The organism is Actinophytocola sp. (assembly GCF_045807065.1).
In the GTDB taxonomy this organism is placed as follows: Bacteria; Actinomycetota; Actinomycetes; order Mycobacteriales; family Pseudonocardiaceae; genus Actinophytocola.
In genome coordinates, this window is record NZ_JBJMIE010000292.1 from 1 (window position 1) to 17134 (window position 17134).

The window sequence follows — 17134 nt, forward strand, 5'->3', positions numbered from 1 at the left end:
AACAAAATCCCAACACTAAACTATTACTAACTATCTATCCCTCTGTTCAGATGAGCCGTCGGCCTCGGCATGTCCAGCCTCAGCCACCTCGTCGCCTGCACCGTCACCGCCACGACATCGCGTCACTGATGCGCCAACCAACCAACAAATCAAGATCAACTGTTGGTTCAGAGAACCAGCAGGAGGCGACCCCGGCTTCGACTGCTCCGGTCTCACCAAAGCCGCCTACGCCGCAGCCGGAGTGACCCTGCCTCGCACCGCCCAAACCCGGTACAACGCAGGCGCGCACGTCCTCAATGGACAGCCGCTGATGCCGGACGATCTCGTCTTCTACGGCACACCACATCACATCCACCACGTCGACCTCTATAGTTGTCCGATCATTTGATCAGGTACTTCGGAAAGTGTGCCCGGCTGGTTCGCTTGGGTGGCCGCTTTTGTTCGCCGGTGGCTGGCCTGTCGCCAGAGTGAGTTCGTGGACGTCGATGCCGATCGGGGTTCGGTGGGTGTCCAGGTCTGTGATGCGCCAGGGGTGGTCGAGCAGGGCGGTGAGGGCGATGCGGACCTCCATGCGGGCGAGGTGGGCGCCCAGGCAGAAGTGGATGCCGTGGCCGAAGGACAGGTGGGGGTTGGCGGTCCGGTTCGGGTCGAAGGTGTGTGGGTCGGCGAAGACCTCGGGGTCGCGGTTGGCCGCCGTGATCATCGCGACGACTCGTTGGCCTGGTTGGAGTTTCTGTCCGCCGAGTGTGGTGGGTTGGGTGACGAACCGGTCGGTTCCGCCCGTGGGCGGCAGGTAGCGGAGAACCTCCTCGACGGCCAGTCGCACGTCGGCCGGCTTCGGTTGGCAGGCAAGGCAAAGGATCGCGTTCACCAGCAGGGTCTTGGTCGTCTCGTGGCCGTTGATCAGGAGCAAGGTGCAGAAGTTGATCAGCTCGTCCTCGGTGAGGTCTGAGGCCGTCAGGGTCGCGATGATGCCGGTCGGCCGCTCGAACTCCTCGCGGAAGTAAGCACCCATTTCCGTCAACGCCCGGTGGAAGGCGGTCTGGCGGGCCTCGTCCGCGGTGAACGTGCCGAAGAACGACGTGACGGCCTCGGTCCACCGGAGGAAATCCGGCCACCGCGACGGTCGCACGCCGAGCAGGCCCGCGATCGTGTGCACCGACAACGGGGAGGCCACCTCGCCGATCAGGTCGAAGGTCGACCCGGCCGAGGCGAGCAGAGCGTGGACCCTCGCCGTGATCAACGGTGCCAACGACGACACGGCCCGGGGAGTGAACACCTGGCTGACGATGCGGCGCAACGCATGGTGCCGGGGCGGATCGGTCGCCAGCAGGCTACGCAACAACGGGTTCGAGCGGTGCGGGATCGGTTGCGTGCTGTGGCGCAGTTCGTCGGAGGAGAACACCGCGTGGTCGGTGAGCACTCTGTCCACATCGACGTACCGGGTGGCCACCCAGCCGCCGAACGGCTCGACGAACCGCACCGGACCCACCTCTTGCCTGTGGAAAGCGAAGATCTCCTCAAGGGACATACCCCACAGGGTGCTACCCGCCCACGGCCGCCGCTTGGAAGAAACGGACACACGACGACCCGACCGCACGCCGGAACTCCGCGATCATGTGCGGCTGGTCGTAGAACCCGCTGCGGACAGCGATCTCCGCCCAGTCCGGCACCGAGGACGACCGCGCCAACGCCATCGCCCGGTGCAACCGCACCACCCGCGCGTACGCCTTGGGACTCAACCCGACCGCCACCAGGAACCGCCGCCGCAACTGCCGCTCGGACAACCCGACCGCGGCGGCGTGGTGGGACACCGACGCACCGGGAGCCGCGCGCATGGCCTGGAGCACCTGACCTATCGCTCGATCGGCCGGACGGGCCGGTGCCCGCAGCGCCCGTAACCCGTCGGCGAGCCCCGAACCGGGGAACGGCATCCCCGTCAGGGGCACCTCGTCCGCGGCGATCCCCAACACCGAGGCACACGTCCCCGGTCGCAGCCGCACCCCCGTCAACGGCTCGGTCAGACTCCCGGTCCTGGCCTCGGTCTCCGGCCCGGTTAACCACAACGACCCGTCCGCGAAGACCAGCAGGTCCACGGACGGTTGCGGCAACGCGGCCGGCAGCTCCCCACTGCGCCGCCACACCCGGCTGACGCGGTCAGCCAGATCGGCGGGCGGAGCGAAATCGCTGGTCACCCCTGAGTGAACCCCGAACGGCCGGTTCCCGCCACCGAAATACGTCCGGCCCCAGGCACTGAAAGTGTCAGGGCCCCGCCGGGGAACAACCCCAGATGGTGCGCGCCGGACGGCCAGGCGTGGGCCGGTTCGTCCGCGGTCAACGGCGTCACGCCGATGTGGCGGGCGACGGATTCGCCGCTGGGCCTGGGAGTGGCTGGCGTGCTGAGGAGACCGGGCCCGCACGGCAGACGCGGTGCGGGCCCGGTCAACGGTGCCAGCCGCTCAGCTTGGCCGGGTTGAGCACGATCCAGAGCGCGGTGACCTTGGACCCGGTCGTCTCGGCACCGACCACCGCGACGGCGCGGGAGGCGCGGCGAAGGGCCAGCCCGGCGCGGCCGTTGACGGACTCGACGGTCAGCTCGGCACCCGCTCGCCCCCACAGCGACATCATGACCAGCCGGGCGACTTCCGCCACCCCGTGCGCAGTCCCGCTCGGTCCGGGCACCAGCCCTCCGCCGTCACACGTGGCAATGGCATCGACGTCCAGGGCGGCCGCGAGAGCGGTGACGTCTCCCCGCCGGCAAGCTTCGGCGAACCTGCGAACGACCTCGTCATGCCGGTCGGGCCGGCCACAAGATTCGCGCACACGGTGCCCCGTTCTCTCGCGGTCCCCGGCTAGGACCGGGTAGCCCGCCGGTCTGTGACGCCGGCGACTCAGCCCGCGACGGACACCGCTTTGTTCTTCTCGGGGTTGACCAGCCACAGCACCTTGTCGATGCCTTCGGTGGTGGCGCTGACGGTGAGCAGGCCGTACACGGCGCCGTCGCGGAGGAGTACGGCGGAAGTCTGCCCGTTAGTGATCGCCCACCGCACGTCGACGTCGTCCCAGAACCAGGTGGAGATCGCCCGCAGGAACTTCGCCACCCGCGCCGCACCCACGACCGGCGTGCGGGCGACGCCCTTCCGGCCGTTGCCGTCGGACAGGCTGGTCACGTCCGGCGTGAAGAGCCGTTCCAGCGCGGTCAGGTCGCCCGAGCGGGCGGCGGTGAGGAACGTGGTCAGCAGCTCGCGCTGCTCGGCCGCGGTCACCGGTGCGCGCCGTTCGCCCGCGATGTGCTTGCGGGCCCGGCTGACCAGCTGACGCACCGCGGGTTCGGCCGAGGACAGGATGTCCGCGATCTGCGCGTAGGAGTAGTCGAAGGCTTCCCGCAGCACGTAGGCGGCGCGTTCGTTCGGGGTGAGCTTCTCCATCAGCAGCAGGGCCGCGAACTCCAGGGCCTCACCGCGCTCGGCGCCCAGGTACGGGTCCGCGCCGGTGTCGACCGGTTCGGGCAGCCACGGCCCGATGTAGGTCTCACGCCGTTTCCGGGCCGACTGGAGGACGTTGATGGCCAGCCGGGTGGTGGTCGTCGCCAGGAAGGCCTCCGGGTTGGCCACCGTGGCACGGTCATAGGTCTGCCACCGCAGCCAGACCTCCTGCACCAGGTCTTCGGCCTCACTGACGCTGCTGAGCATGCGATACGCGATCCCGAACAGGCGCGGCCGCACCTGCGTGAACACAGCCGCGGCCGCCTCGAGATCGTCCGCGCCGCCGAGTTCGGCACTCACCCCGGAATCCGCCACCCCACGCCCCATCGTCGTCTCGCGAGCGCCGCCCGACCTCCACCACTTTACGAGGTCGGACCTCGGCGGGTCCCGGCAGCGCTGCCGGGCGAGCACGTTCTCCGGGCCGTCGGCGGCCAGCAGCTCGTCGATCTCGCGCCGGGGCTTCCTCCGTCGCCTCCCTCGAGACGTCGAGCCACACGCCGCCGGCCGGCGTCCCTTCTTGATCTCGGTGTACGCCGCCAGCGCCACTCTGTCGCGGGTGGACAGTCCCGTCTGGTCGGGGTCGTACCGGGCCATGAACTGCTCGCCGAGCGCGTTGCGCAGCCGCGTGCCGCCTCCGAGACGAGCGTGCCCGCCGCGTTCTCCGGCGGTCATGCTCGCTTCGCGGGCGGCGGGTTCCGCGGGAGCCAGTCGGCGAACCGGGTGGCGGACAGCTGCGCGTCGGGACCGGGCAGGAGCATGTCCTTGTCCAGCAGGGCACCGAAGTAGCGAGCGTCCGGGTCGGTGACGACTTCGCGGGGGTCACCGCGGAAGGCCAGCCCGGCGCGGATCAGCTCGTCGAGACCGAACTGCTCGGGACCGGCCACCTCGACGGTGCCGTTCAGCGGAGTGCCGACCGCGACCCGGCCGACCGCGGCGGCCACGTCTTCGGCCGCCATGGGCTGGATGCGGGCGTCCGACAGGCGCACGGTGTTTCCCTCGGTCGCCGCCTGGGCGATGCTCCCCACGAACTCGAAGAACTGCGTGGCGTGCACGATCGAGTACGGCCGCCCGGAGTCCTTGATGAGCTTTTCCTGCGCGATCTTCGCACGGAAGTAACCGCTTTCGGCGAGCCGCTCGGTGCCGACCACCGACAACGCCACGTGGTGCCCCACCCCGGCCTTATCCTCGGCGGCGAGGAGGTTCCCGGTGGAGGTGCGGAAGAAGCCCAGCACGGCGTCGTCGGCGAACGAGGGCGAGTTCGAAACGTCGACGACGACCTGCGCGCTCGCCAACACCTCGGCCAGTCCCTCGCCGGTCAGCGTGTTCACGCCCGAGTCGGGTGACGCGGGCACTGCTTCGTGGCCGTGTTCGGCCAGTTTCCGGACGAGTTTCGAGCCGATCAGCCCGCTGCCACCGATCACGACGATCTTCATGGTGTGCCTTCTCCTCCCGCGTCCCGGCCGCTCCGGGAACGTCGTTCCCCAGCCAGGACCGGACAGCCCCCCGGTTTGTGACAGCCTGGATGTCACAAACCGCGATGGCGCCCTGTCCTGGCTGGAGACACCGACCTGACGAACCGAGGTACCGCATGGACACCAGTGGCGCCCACGCCATCGACACGATCGACGATCTCCGCCGCCACCTGCAGTGGGCGATCGAGCTCGAGCACGCGACCATTCCCCCTTACCTCTGCGCGCTCTACTCACTGGACCCGGCCCGCAATCCCGAAGCCGCCCACGTCGTGGGCACGGTCCTCGCCGAGGAGATGATCCATCTGGCGCTGGCCGCGAACCTGCTCAACGCCGTCGGCGGCTCGCCCAGGCTCGACACGCCGGAGCTGCTGCCGCCGTACCCGCATCCGCTGCCGCACGGCGACCGGTCCGTGCACGTCCACCTGGCCCCGTTCGGCCCCGAAGCGCTCGAGCTGTTCCTGCGCATCGAGCAGCCCGCGTCCGCGGACGACCCGCCCCAGGGCGACGAATACCGGACGATCGGGCAGTTCTACGCGGCCATCGAGGCCGGCTTGCGCACCCTGTGCGACGAGCTGGGCGAAGAGCGGGTGTTCAGCGGCGATCCGGCCCGGCAGATCGGCGAGTTCCACCTCCGGGGCGGGGGCGGCGAGGTGATGCCGGTCCACGACCTGAAGTCCGCGTCGGCCGCGTTGGCGGAAATCATCGAACAGGGTGAAGGGGCCGCGCGCACCGACGTGTGGGACGGCGATCGCGACGTCTTCCACCCCGAGCGGGAAGAGGTCGCGCACTTCTACCGCTTCCAGGAGCTCCGGCTGGGCCGCCGCTACCGGACCGGCGACACACCGCGGTCCGGGCCGACCGGCGAGGAGATCGCGGTCGACCTCGATGGCGTGCTGCCGATGCGGCACAACCCGCGGACGGCCGACTATCCGGAGGACAGCCCGATCCGGGTCGCCCAAGAGGAGTTCAACCAGACCTACAGCCTGCTGCTCTACCTGCTCGAGCAGGCCTTCAACGGCAGCCCGGGCCAGATGCAGGACGCCGTCGGCACGATGTTCGGGCTGCGCACGCAGGCGCTGGCGCTGATGAAGATGCCCACCGGCGACGGGACGACGACCGCGGGCCCGACCTTCGAGTACGTGCCACCCGAGCGGCGGAACTGATGCACGGGCGCCGTGCTCGCCGGTACGCCCTGCCGGCGAGCACGGTGGCGGGAACTAGCGCACCTGATCGGTGGGGCGCAGCAGGATCTCGTTCACCGCCACGTGATCGGGCTGGCCGACCGCGTACACCACGGCAGCGGCGACGTCCTCGGCGCGCAGCGTACGTATCGAGCCGGCCATCTTCTTGGCCATCTCACGGATTGCTTCGTCGCCTATGTGGTCGGCGAGCTCGGTGTCGACCATGCCGGGCTCGATCGTCACCACGCGCACGCCCTGTTCGGTCACCTCCTGGCGGAGCGACTCGGTGAAGGCGTTCACCCCGAACTTGGTCGCCGCGTAGACACCGCCCATGGCCGACGCGATGCGGCCGGACGTGGACGAGATCTGCACCACGGTTCCCTTACGCGCCAGCAGGTGCGGCAGCGCGGCGTGGGTGACGTAGAGCGTCCCGAGCAGGTTGGTCCGCACCATCCGGTCCCACTCCGCGGTGTCGGCGCCGACGATCGGCCCGCTCAGCATCACACCCGCGTTGTTCACGACGACGTCCAGCCCGCCGAAGTGGCCGACCGCGGTGGCGACCGCCTCGCGCACGGACTGCTGGTCGGCGACATCCAGCTCCACCGGCAGCACCACGCCGTCGGCGTTCGCGGCCAGTTCCTTGAGCCGGTCGACCCGGCGCGCGCCGGCGACGACCGTGGCACCGGCCGCCGCCATGGCCCGCGCAGTGGCCGCGCCGATGCCCGACGAAGCCCCCGTGACCAGGGCGATCTTTCCGTGCAATGCTGCCTCCTCAGTTAACCGGACCGGGTGGTCACTTTTACCGTAGCACGAAACGGACCGGGCGGTCAGGTTGCGCTAGGATGGCGGCATGAGAGCCGACGCGGTGCGCACCCGCAAGGCGCTGCTGGACGCCGCCGCCGAGATGTTCGCCGTCCAGGGCGCGGACGTCTCAGTGGCCGAGATCGCGGACCGGGCCGGCATCGGCAAGGGCACCGTGTTCCGGCATTTCGCGACCAAGGAAGACCTCATCGCGGCGATCGTCGGAGACCTGCTGGACGACCTGACCGCTGCGGCGGCCGGCCGGCGCGACGCGGCCGATCCCACGGCGGCGCTGAGGGAGTTCATGACCTACGGGGCCGACCGGCTGGCGGGCAACCAGGCGTTGTGCGACGTGGCGAGCGGCTCGGTACGGCATCCCGACGTGCGGACCGGCGTCACCCGGCTGACGGAGGCCGTCCAGGCACTGGTCGACAAGGCGCACCTACGCCCCGACGTCACCGGACAGGACGTGGTCCTGCTGATGACCGGCATGCACCAGGCGGCCGCGCCGCTGCGGGACACCGAGCCCGAACCGTGGCGGCGCTATCTGGGAATTCTCTTCGACGGCCTGCTGAGGCAACACTGAGGGCGTTTCGGCCAGGATGATCCTTGTCCTGGGTAATTGCGCTGCCCGGCGCCGATCCCGCGGGCGAAGGGGGCTTGACCGTGGTGTTCCGACGACGTGCCGGACTGGTAGGCGGACGTCGGAGTGCGCCTTTCTCGATCGGATGATCGCGGCGGTCCGCACCGGTGAGAACCGGACGCTCGTGATGTACGGCGCTCCCGGGGTCGGCCGAACGCGCTTCGGCCGCGAGGGTCACAACGGCGCCTCGACCAGGGGCGGCGCCAACGGGCGCGAGGCCCGGCGCGAGATCGACTCGCTCCATCAACGCCGCCTTCCAATTCTACATGCCTGTAGTAAGACGGCGCGAATGTAGAAGATGGTTGTGCGCGCGTTTCGTGGTCGCCGGGTACGGGATCGGTCGGCTGACGGTCAGTGGCGAGTCGTGACCACGGCGCCGTTGGGTGTCTGTGGCTCGCCCGTTCGGCGGTTGATCGGGTAGGGCAGTGGTTCGAGCGGTCGGCGGCGCACGCGGACGGTCTCGTAGGCGACCAGGATGACGAGCGTGCCGAGCAAGGCTGTCGAGCCCCAGATGGTGCCCCAGCCGAGGCCGCCGTCGTCGGTGGGTTTGGTGAGTGCGTCGCCGCCGGCGGCGCCGAGTGGGCGGGTGAGGATGAACGCGAGCCAGAACAGCAGGGTGGTGCTGATGCTGGTCAGGTAGTGGGCGGCCACGATGGCGGCCATGATCGCGGTGATGACGAGGAAGGCGCCGCGGAAGCCGAGGCCGGTGTCGTCGGAGAGCCAGTCGCCGCTGGCGGTGCCGAGGGTGTTGGACACGAGGATCGCGGCCCAGTACAGGAGTTCGCCTGTGCGGCTGGCGATGTTCTCCACGTCGTAGGTCTGTCCGGTGCGCCACCAGACGGCGAAGATGACCGCCAGCAGGCCGGTGAGGATGATCGCGCCCCAGCCGTAGCCGACGCCGTCGGTCGCGCTGCCGTGGCCGGGGCCGCGGTCGAGGAAGTCAGACAGCTCAGTGCCGACCATGCTGGTGCCGAGCACCACCGCCCAGAACACGGCGGGTCGGTACCGGGGTGAGCCGAGCTGGATCGCCAGCACGATCAGGAAGTAGCCGAGAAAGATCAGCGCGGTGTCGCCGTAACCGGTTCTGAGGGTGATCCCGAACAGGTCCCCGGCCGTCTCCCCGAGGGTCACCGCGACGATCTTGACCAGCCAGAACAGCAGCGTGACATGGGGCAGCTTGCGCAGTACACGGCGATCCCGCGGGTCGGTGAGTCGCACGTTCGGTGATTCGGCCACGGTTGACGATAGGGGGATGTCGCGACCCTGCGCCGGGCGACGGAGGGAGCACCAGCCTTCCGGGTGACACCTGGCGTTTCACGCACGTCGTATCTACATTCGTGTAGAAGTTAGGGTATTCACCTGTCCGAGGGCGGAAGCCCGTGACCACCGAGGACGGCCATGAGCGAGACATCCACTCGCCCCTCTGTGCGCTGTTCGGACGCCGAACGGGAACGAACCTGCGCGACGCTGCACAAGGCCGCGGGTGAGGGGCGGCTGTCGCTGACCGAGGTCGAGGAACGGATCGCGAAGGTCTACGAGGCGCGCTACCGGCACGAGCTGGCCGATCTCGCGGCCGACCTGCCGGTCGAGACCGGGCCGGCCACGGGCTGGCGGGCGGTCGGGGTGGTCGTCTGGCGGCAGCTGGCTGTGGAGGCTGCGGTCCTGTTGGGCCGGGCCGGCGAACCCCATCCGCGGCGCCGGGTCGTGCTCGCCGCCGTGCTGGCCGTGGTCTTCGTGTCGATGCTGGTCATGGCGTTCCACGGTGTTGCCGACGACGGTTTCGGTCACCACGGCCTGGGCCACGACTGAGCCGATCGTCAGTGTTCGTGCCAGCTTGTGAACGTGTCGTGGTGGTGGCCGTGGTGGAACGGGTTCGCGGCTTGGGCGAGTTCGATGCCGTCGTGTAGGTCGGCGGCGCTGTCGAGGGCGGTTTGTGCGGAGAGGGCGGTGACGCTGAGGACGACCGTGCTCAGCAGGGTCACCATGCCGTGACCGGCGTTGGCGCCGGTGGGTTCGCCGAGCAGGGCGGATACGCGGCGGGGGACCGGGCCGCCGGTCGCGGCGAGGGCGAACCCCGGGTGCGGGCGACCGGCGAGCGCGGCTTTGGCGACCGCGTGCGCGACCACTGTGCGGTCACCGAGGCGGTGGGCGGCGGTTTCGTCGGCCCAGCGTTCGAGGGCGAAGCAGGCGGCCGAGGTGAGTGGGCGCAGCAGCGGGTTGAGTGTCGCGGACACGGTCAGCGCGATCAGGAACACGTGGTGGCGTGCGGCCAGATGCGCGCGTTCGTGAGCGAGTAGCGCGCAGCGTTCGGGTGGGGTCAGCGCGGCCAGCTTGCCGCTGGAGATGGCGATGCGTCCGCCTCGGCCGGGTGCGGCGAACGCCACCGGCTCGGCACCGGGCAGGATCACGATCCCGCCGTCGCGGCTGTGGAGGTCCAACTCGCGTGCCAGCCGCCGCGCCCAGCGCACATACCGGACGGCTGTGCGTGTCAGCAGGACGGCGAGAACGACGAGGAGGGCGCCGCTGGTGATGGAGACCGGGACGTCGACGCCGTCCTGGTCACGCAGCGCCTGGGTCGACCAGTGCCCGATGTCGGCGACGGCCGGGATCAGCGACAGTCCCGCGAACGCCAGCAGCATGAGCGCGGCCGTGCTGCCCGCGGCGAGCACGAGACACGCGCCGGTGAGTAGCCAACTCGCCACCCGAGGTGGCAGTCGGGGCGCGACGAGTTGGGCCATCGGCCACGCCGCCAGCGGCAGCAGCAGCGGCACCAGGAGGTCGACGGTCACCGCGAGCCGCCGGTGTCGTGGGTGTCCCTGCGCAGCAACGCACGCAGGGTCGCCTCGTCCGACTCGGACAGTTGGGTCACGAACCGGGCCAGGACGCTGCCGCGGTCGGGTTCGCTGTCGAGGACCTTGGTCATCTTGCGTGCGGCCAGACCGGCCTCGTCGTCGACGGCGTGGTAGCGGTAGGAGCGTCCGTGTTTCTCACGGGTGGCGACGCCCTTGTCGTGCAGCCGGGTGAGGATGGTGACCACGGTGGTGTAGGCGAGGTCATCCTCGAGCCGGGCCTGGACCTCAGTCGGAGACAACGGCACCGCCGCACCCCAGAGCACGGCCAGCACCTCGGCTTCCAGGGCGCCGGAGGCCCGCCGCGCCGATTCCTTCCTCCGCATGCCGTGAATCTACACCGCTGTCGAATTCAGTGCCGTCGTGTCAGTGCCGTCGTGTCAGTGCTGTCGTGTCACTGGAGGGTGAGCCAAGCCAGCGCGGCCGTCCCGGCCAGCGTGCAGTAGATCGCGAACGGCATCAACGTGCGGGTGTGGAAGTAGCGGGTGAGGAACCGCACGGCGAGGTAGGCGCTGACGAACGAGGCCACGCTGCCGGCCAGCACCTGGCCGTGGATGCCGGCGCCGAGCGGGCCGAACAGGTCCGGGACCTTCAGCACCCCGGCCGCCAGGATGACCGGCGTGGCCAGCAGGAAGGAGAACCGGGCGGCATCCTCGTGGGACAGCCCACGCAGTAGCCCGGCCACCATGGTCACCCCGGACCGGCTGATCCCGGGCAGCAGCGCGAGCACCTGCGCGCCTCCGATCAGCGCGGCGCGCCCGGCCGGGAGCCGGGACAGTCGTTGGTCGGCCGCGACGTCCGCGTCCACCGCGGCGCCCGGCGCTGTCTGGACTGTGTTGGTCCGACGTCGCAGGCGTTCGCCCACGTAGAGCACCACGCCGTTGGCGATCAGGAACGCGGCGGCCGGCACCGGCCTGCCGAGTGTCGTGCGGAACAGGTGCTCCAGCAGCAGACCGCTGACCCCGACCGGAATGGTCGCGATGACGATCAACCAGGCCAGCCGTTCCGCGGGCGTCCGCACTCGTCGATACCGGACGGAAGTGACGAATCCGCCGATGATCCGGACCCAGTCCCGACGGAAGAACACCAGCAACGCGGCGGCGGTCGCCACATGCAGCCCGACGATGAACGCCAGGTAGGGCGACTCCGGCGCCGACACGTCGAGATCCCGCGCCCACCGCCCACCGACGACCGCGGGGACCAGCACGGAATGACCGAGGCTCGACACCGGGAACAGCTCGGTGACGCCCTGGAAGGCGCCCACCACGATCGCTTCGAGATAGTCCAGCTGGCTCACGGCACCCTTCCGAATTCTTTCTACGATACAGTAGAACTACTACGTCAGTGTAGAAGATCGGTGGGTGGCCCCGGCCGCCAGGAGGTGATGGTCGGCATGAACCCGCTGAGCGCGACGTCCTGGCTGGCCGATCTCGGTGCCGCGGGGGTGTTCCTGGTCCTGTTCGCCGAGACCGGCCTGCTGATCGGGTTCTTCCTGCCCGGCGACTCGCTGCTGTTCACCGCCGGGCTGTTCTGCACCACCAGCGCGACCGCCCCCGTGCACCTGTCACTGTCACTAGTGCTGCCCGCGGCGGCGGCAGGCGCGGTCGCCGGCGCTCAGCTCGGGTTCCTGATCGGCCGCCGGGGCGGGCGACCGCTGCTGGCGCGGACGCGGAACCCGCACCTGCACCGTGGCGTCGAACGCGCGGAAGAACTGCTCAACCGCTACGGACACGCCAAGGCGATCGTGTTGGCCCGGTTCATCCCCATCCTCCGGACGGTCCTCAACCCCCTCGCCGGAATTCTGGCGGTACCCGCTCGGAGCTTCACGATCTGGCAGGTCCTCGGTGGTCTCCTGTGGACGGTCGGCGTCACCCTGGCCGGCTACCTCCTCGGCACCAGCATCCCCGGCATCGACCAGTACCTGCTGCCGATCATCGCTGTGATCGTCGTCGTGTCCCTGCTGCCGATGCTGCTGGAACTCCGACGCAACCGCGAGCGACACCGGCGAGTCGACAGGTAGCGCGCGCGTCGGCAGGCATTCCGTACCTGAAAGCGTCTGCTATGGCGGATCGCTCAACGGAGGACGATCCGGCTCCTCTTGACGGGACTGAGCCAGATATGCCCGTTGGGGCGCCGACTCTCCCGCGCGGCGTAAAGTGCGTGTTCGCGCGGAGAGGTGGAAGGGGTCTTCTTCGTCGCGCACACGGTGCGGCAAAGAAGGGGAAGGGTGATGGGTGCTGATCTCGCATCGGAGAACGACCCAGGAAATCCCCAGAGCAGCGGCGACGCGAACTGCCTGCCTGAATCAAGTTGGAAAATCACAGCCATCGCGTCGGAGCGGCCTTCGGCTTGCGCAATTGATCTAGCCCGCCGGGGAACTCTATGCTTGGTCGCCCATCGCGTTCGTGGACTAGCAAAGGATCTCATGGCAGCGGACTCTTTACCCGAGCGGAGGCGGCCAGTGCGCGCGAGCGGAGACGGCTCATGATGGTGGTTGTCGAGGCCTCTGCCTGAGGAAACGGCTCAAGATGACGTTTCCTACGGGAGCGGTGGACGAGCGAGGGTACCCAGCCGGTATTGCCCGCATCCGGGACTACTGGCTGGGTGGCTGTCATCATGATGAGCGAGACCGTGTTGCCGCCGATCGCATCCTGGTGTGCGCGCCGCAGCTGCCGTATCTGATACGCCAAGTACGCGCGATGCAGCAGCGGATGGTGCGCTACTTGATCAGGCACGGCGTGCGCCAGTTCCTCGGTTTCGACTCCGGCGTGCCCACCATGGGGCACGTCCACGAGATAACCCAACTACTACTGACGGACGCACGGGTGGTCTACGTCGACAATGATCCCCTGGTCGTGCAGACCGGCCAGGACCTCCTGGAAGGCAACGATCACACAGCCTACCTGCACGCCGACATGCGTTGCGCCGATCATGTGCTCGGCCACCCGGACGTGCGCAGGCTGATCGACCTGCGGAAGCCCGTGGCGCTCATGATGATCGACACTCCGCTGCAGGTGCCGGATGAGGACGATCCCGCCAACTTGATCACTCCTTACACCGACGCGGTGTGCCCGGGCAGTTATCTTGGGCTCTCACAGTTCAGCCAAACCCAACACTTGCTCGACGGAATCGCGATGTTCACCAGGCTCTATGGTAATGCGCTGTCGATCCCCCTGCGCGAACCTGAACAATTTGCCTGCTGGTTCACCGGGCTCGACATCGTCGAGCCCGGCATCGTCCCCATACCGCTCTGGCATCCCGAACCCGGCGAGGACCTTCCCGCCAACCCCGAGCGCATCCGCATCTACGCCGGCCTCGGCCGAAAACCCACGTAGGTGGCGGCTTCGGAGCGAACCCGGACAGGCGGCCCTCGCCAGCGTCTCTCCCTGAGCACCCGGCACAGGGAGCACCATGGTTCCGGCACGCGGGAGGACGGCGATGGCCTGTGCTGCACAACCAGCGGCTATGTGTCAGCGGTCCTGATCCGCTGAAGCGGTATGCTGCGCGATTTGGGCGGTTCATATGAGTATCAGTAATCGTTCGGATTGGGTGTCAATGGTCAGAGGAGCAGGAACCCGGTGGGAGTCGTCAGTATGAATCCGACCCAAGTCGATCTTGTGGGCCGCCATGAGGAGTTGGCCGAGCTGTCGCGGCTGGTCAATTCGTCGGTAGGTGGTCACGGGGCGGCGGTGTTGGTGGGCGGGGAGCCGGGGATCGGTAAGACGTCGCTGTTGAACGCCGTCGCGGCGAAGTGCGGGCGGTTGGGCATGCGGGTGCTGCGGGGAACGGCGGAGGAACTGGAGAAGCGCCTCCCGTTCGCCGCGATCGGGTCATGTCTCGGGATCAGTGAGAGGTCGCCCGATGAGGCGGTACGGCGGATCACGGAGTTGATGCGGGGTGAGGCTGCGTTGGGGGTGGCGGCCAGGTCCGGAGCGGTCAGCCAGGAATACCTGGTCATCGAGGCGATCCTGGGTTTGATGGACGACTGGTGCGCGGACGGCGCGGTGGCGCTGATTCTTGACGATCTGCAGTGGGCCGACGCGGCGAGCTTGCGCGTGCTCAATCGGCTGGGGCGGGTGATCGGTCAGTTGCCGCTGTTCGTGGGGGCGAGTTGCCTGCCGGTGCCACGTAGTGACGAGCTCGCGGGTCTGTTGCGGGGCTTGGACGCGCGTGGCGCGTTGTCCGTCTCATTGGGACCACTGTCGGATCCCGAGGTGGGCGCGCTGGCCAATCGGCTCGTGGGGGCCCGGCCGGGCCCGCATCTGTTGACCGTAGTGGGGGAGGCAGCCGGCAACCCTTTGTACATCACCGAGTTGGTGACGGCATTCTCTCGCGAGCAGCGGATCCGGGTCGCCGACGGCGTCGCGGAGCTGACCGCGCGGGACGACACGGTGGTACTGGCTTCGTTGGCCGACATGATCCGTCATCACACGGGATTCCTGTCGCCGCGGGCCCAGCAGATGCTACCGGTGGCCGCGGCACTGGGGTCCGGGTTCACCGTGACCGAGTTGTCTCTGGTGCTGCGCGAGCCGTTGCCGTCGCTGCTGGAGATCATCCGGGAAGCGATTCAGCTCGGATTGCTCGTCGATGCCGGTGACGATCTGGTTTTCCGGCATGATCTGATTCGCCGGGTGTTGGCTGACGGTCTGACCGAGTCGGCTCGCTTGGCGATCCATGCCCATGCCGGTCATGCGTTGGCCGCGGCACGCGCTCCGATCGAGCGGGTCGCGGAGCATCTGTTGCATGGCGCCGTGGTCGATGTCACGGCGCTGGACTGGCTGATGGTCTCGGCGGAGGCGCTTGCGGCGCGGGCGCCGGCGTTGGCGGTGGACCTGCTGCGTCACGCGTTGTCTCTGGCTGATCCTGGTGACCGGCGGCGGGAGGTGTTGCGGTTTCACCTGTGTCGGGCGTTGCAGTGGGCGGGACGGGCCGGCGAGGCGGAGGAGGCGATCCGGGACGCGCTGGTCCACGATCCCGACCCGGCCCAGGAGAACGTCCTGCGTTGGCTGCTGGCGGTAGCTTGTTTCGCGCAGGGCAAGCTGGATGAGACGCTCGGGGTGTGTGAGTCGGTGTTGGCGGTGGGTTCGCTGTCGGCGGTGGAGACCACGCGTTTTCAGGGGCTGATCGCCCAGTGCCATCTGGTGTTGAGCAATTTCGACGAGACGATGGTCATGGCCGAGCGGGCGCGGCAGACCGCGATCGCGGGTGGGGTGGAGTGGTCGGCGCTGCAGGCGACGGAGGTCATGGCGGCGGTGTACCTGTCGCAACAGCGCAGCGAGCAGGCGCTGCTCTCGGTCGAGGAAGAGCTGTCGATCCTGGCCTCGTACGAGGAGAAGTACCCGGATCTTCCGTTCGGCATGGCGCCGTACATGTTGAAGGGCTGGAGCCTGACCGAGCTCGGCAGGTTCGCTGAGGCCGACGAGACGCTCGAGGCCGGGATGCGGTTCTGTGCGCGCACGGGCAGTCCGTTGATGGCGATGTATCACGCGACCAGGGCGACCCTGCGGTTCCTGCAAGGTCGGTGGGACGACGCGCTGGCTGAGATCCGTGCGGGACAGGAAATTCCCGATCCTCTCATGGTGGCCGCGGTTCCCCTGGACGGTATGACCGCGGTCATCGGCATTCACCGCAACGACCGTGCGGTCATCTCCGCCACGAACGCCTGGCCGGAGGAGGTTCCGCCGTCAATGGCCTTCGCCGTCTTCTGGAACAAATGGGCCCGTGCGTTGGCGGCTGAGGCGGAAGGCGATCCCCAGCGAGCCTTCGACCTGCTGTTCACCTATTGGGACCGGGAATGTCCACTGCCCAGGGCACACCTGCACCACCTGTGCCCGGACCTCGTCCGGCTGGCCATCACCGTGGACCAACCGACGGTGGCAGGCCAGGTCGCCGACGAGATGAGCACCCTCGCCGCCCGGGAGACCACGTCAGCCGCCATCCACGGCACCGCCCACCTGTGCCGAGCCATGGCCCACGGCGACGCTGACCTGCTCACGACCGCCGTCACCGCCTACCAGCAAGCCGGGCGCCCGTTGTACCAGGCACACGCACACGAAAACGCCGCCGTCCTGCTCGCCAAAGATCAACGCACGAGCCAGGCCCGCGCCGCACTCGGTACCGCCGTCGACCTCTACACCGCGCTCGACGCCACCTGGGACACCGGCCGCACCAGACAACGAATCCGCCAGGCAGGTGTCCGCGGCGGCGCCAAAGGCCCCCGTCGCCGACCCAAAACCGGCTGGGACGCACTCACCCCCACCGAACGCAAAGTCGCCGCCCTCGTCGCCGAAGGACACTCCAACCCCACCATCGCCACCCACATGTTCCTGTCCCGCCGCACCGTACAGTCCCACGTTTCAAGCATTCTCAACAAACTCGGACTGACCTCCCGCGTCGAGCTGGCCGTCATCGCAACCACACACGAAAAACCGGGTGCACAGTGACGATCCGCCGAACGTTCTGACGCTAACGCGTCTCCGCCGAACACAACGCGACGCCCGCCGATTCCACTCGCTGCCGCCCGGCAGTCGAGGTATCCTCGACCAGGCACAGCGCTCCGACGACATCCGCGGCCTCGTCTCGCAGCGCCGAGACGAAACTGGCCAGGGCGTACCCGTGGCTCACCTGATCGTCGACGACGAGCGCTCGTTTGCCCCGCACATGTCCGGTTGTCAGGAACTCGGCGCGACGAATCCCGGACTCG

The 17134-nt window shown here is 68.7% G+C and carries 18 protein-coding genes; 8 read left to right on the plus strand and 10 right to left on the minus strand.

The annotated features are described in order from the left end of the window. Positions 1 to 241: 241 nt before the first annotated feature. Positions 242 to 388 (plus strand): hypothetical protein, encoded by a 147-nt coding sequence (locus ACJ73U_RS16820; RefSeq protein ID WP_407778569.1) that lies wholly within the window; start codon positions 242 to 244, stop codon positions 386 to 388. Here ACJ73U_RS16820 and ACJ73U_RS16825 read toward each other — a convergent pair whose 3' ends face one another. The 5 genes from ACJ73U_RS16825 to ACJ73U_RS16845 form a co-directional block, all read right to left on the minus strand. Then, on the minus strand, positions 389 to 1531 hold the full coding sequence (locus ACJ73U_RS16825) for a cytochrome P450 (RefSeq protein ID WP_407778570.1): 1143 nt from the start codon (positions 1529 to 1531) through the stop codon (positions 389 to 391). Between the two features lie 13 nt (positions 1532 to 1544). Beyond that, complete coding sequence (locus ACJ73U_RS16830; RefSeq protein ID WP_407778571.1) at positions 1545 to 2195, minus strand: helix-turn-helix domain-containing protein; 651 nt, start codon at positions 2193 to 2195, stop codon at positions 1545 to 1547. A 247-nt stretch (positions 2196 to 2442) separates the two neighbouring features. Further along, positions 2443 to 2682: a hypothetical protein gene (locus ACJ73U_RS16835; protein ID WP_407778572.1), complete on the minus strand. Its 240-nt coding sequence runs from the start codon at positions 2680 to 2682 to the stop codon at positions 2443 to 2445. A gap of 209 nt (positions 2683 to 2891) precedes the next feature. Further along, positions 2892 to 4157: an RNA polymerase sigma-70 factor gene (locus ACJ73U_RS16840; RefSeq protein ID WP_407778573.1), complete on the minus strand. Its 1266-nt coding sequence runs from the start codon at positions 4155 to 4157 to the stop codon at positions 2892 to 2894. Further along, positions 4154 to 4918 (minus strand): SDR family oxidoreductase, encoded by a 765-nt coding sequence (locus tag ACJ73U_RS16845; protein ID WP_407778574.1) that lies wholly within the window; start codon positions 4916 to 4918, stop codon positions 4154 to 4156. The genes ACJ73U_RS16840 and ACJ73U_RS16845 overlap by 4 nt, the downstream gene beginning before the upstream one ends. A gap of 155 nt (positions 4919 to 5073) precedes the next feature. Here ACJ73U_RS16845 and ACJ73U_RS16850 point away from each other — a divergent pair, with 155 nt between their 5' ends. After that, on the plus strand, positions 5074 to 6120 hold the full coding sequence (locus tag ACJ73U_RS16850) for a ferritin-like domain-containing protein (RefSeq protein WP_407778575.1): 1047 nt from the start codon (positions 5074 to 5076) through the stop codon (positions 6118 to 6120). A 54-nt stretch (positions 6121 to 6174) separates the two neighbouring features. Here ACJ73U_RS16850 and ACJ73U_RS16855 read toward each other — a convergent pair whose 3' ends face one another. After that, positions 6175 to 6900 (minus strand): SDR family NAD(P)-dependent oxidoreductase, encoded by a 726-nt coding sequence (locus tag ACJ73U_RS16855; protein ID WP_407778576.1) that lies wholly within the window; start codon positions 6898 to 6900, stop codon positions 6175 to 6177. Positions 6901 to 6988: 88 nt separating this feature from the next. Here ACJ73U_RS16855 and ACJ73U_RS16860 point away from each other — a divergent pair, with 88 nt between their 5' ends. Next, the gene (locus ACJ73U_RS16860) at positions 6989 to 7525 is read left to right on the plus strand and encodes a TetR/AcrR family transcriptional regulator (RefSeq protein ID WP_407778577.1); all 537 of its coding nucleotides are present in this window, start codon (positions 6989 to 6991) and stop codon (positions 7523 to 7525) included. 408 nt (positions 7526 to 7933) lie between these two features. Here ACJ73U_RS16860 and ACJ73U_RS16865 read toward each other — a convergent pair whose 3' ends face one another. After that, positions 7934 to 8818, minus strand: coding sequence for a hypothetical protein (locus tag ACJ73U_RS16865; protein WP_407778578.1), 885 nt, complete (start codon positions 8816 to 8818; stop codon positions 7934 to 7936). Positions 8819 to 8980: 162 nt separating this feature from the next. Here ACJ73U_RS16865 and ACJ73U_RS16870 point away from each other — a divergent pair, with 162 nt between their 5' ends. Then, a complete protein-coding gene (locus ACJ73U_RS16870) occupies positions 8981 to 9391 on the plus strand; it encodes a DUF1707 domain-containing protein (protein WP_407778579.1) in 411 nt (136 codons plus the stop codon). Between the two features lie 8 nt (positions 9392 to 9399). Here the strand turns inward: ACJ73U_RS16870 and ACJ73U_RS16875 are convergent, their stop codons facing one another. The 3 genes from ACJ73U_RS16875 to ACJ73U_RS16885 form a co-directional block, all read right to left on the minus strand. Next, the gene (locus ACJ73U_RS16875) at positions 9400 to 10371 is read right to left on the minus strand and encodes a M56 family metallopeptidase (protein WP_407778580.1); all 972 of its coding nucleotides are present in this window, start codon (positions 10369 to 10371) and stop codon (positions 9400 to 9402) included. Further along, positions 10368 to 10757, minus strand: coding sequence for a BlaI/MecI/CopY family transcriptional regulator (locus ACJ73U_RS16880; RefSeq protein WP_407778581.1), 390 nt, complete (start codon positions 10755 to 10757; stop codon positions 10368 to 10370). Before ACJ73U_RS16880 ends, ACJ73U_RS16875 begins: the two co-directional genes overlap by 4 nt. A 68-nt stretch (positions 10758 to 10825) precedes the next feature. Next, positions 10826 to 11728: an undecaprenyl-diphosphate phosphatase gene (locus ACJ73U_RS16885; RefSeq protein WP_407778582.1), complete on the minus strand. Its 903-nt coding sequence runs from the start codon at positions 11726 to 11728 to the stop codon at positions 10826 to 10828. Between the two features lie 96 nt (positions 11729 to 11824). Between ACJ73U_RS16885 and ACJ73U_RS16890 the strand changes: the two genes are divergently transcribed. From ACJ73U_RS16890 to ACJ73U_RS16905, 4 genes are all read left to right on the plus strand, one after another. Beyond that, on the plus strand, positions 11825 to 12451 hold the full coding sequence (locus tag ACJ73U_RS16890) for a DedA family protein (RefSeq protein WP_407778583.1): 627 nt from the start codon (positions 11825 to 11827) through the stop codon (positions 12449 to 12451). Positions 12452 to 12980: 529 nt separating this feature from the next. After that, positions 12981 to 13766: an SAM-dependent methyltransferase gene (locus ACJ73U_RS16895; RefSeq protein ID WP_407778584.1), complete on the plus strand. Its 786-nt coding sequence runs from the start codon at positions 12981 to 12983 to the stop codon at positions 13764 to 13766. Positions 13767 to 14024: 258 nt separating this feature from the next. After that, entirely contained in the window at positions 14025 to 16874 is a 2850-nt protein-coding gene (locus ACJ73U_RS16900) for an AAA family ATPase (protein WP_407778585.1), read from the plus strand. Then, positions 16864 to 17134, plus strand: a 271-nt coding sequence (locus ACJ73U_RS16905; RefSeq protein ID WP_407778586.1) for a hypothetical protein, incomplete at its 3' end; no start/stop codon positions are given. The genes ACJ73U_RS16900 and ACJ73U_RS16905, both read left to right, overlap by 11 nt.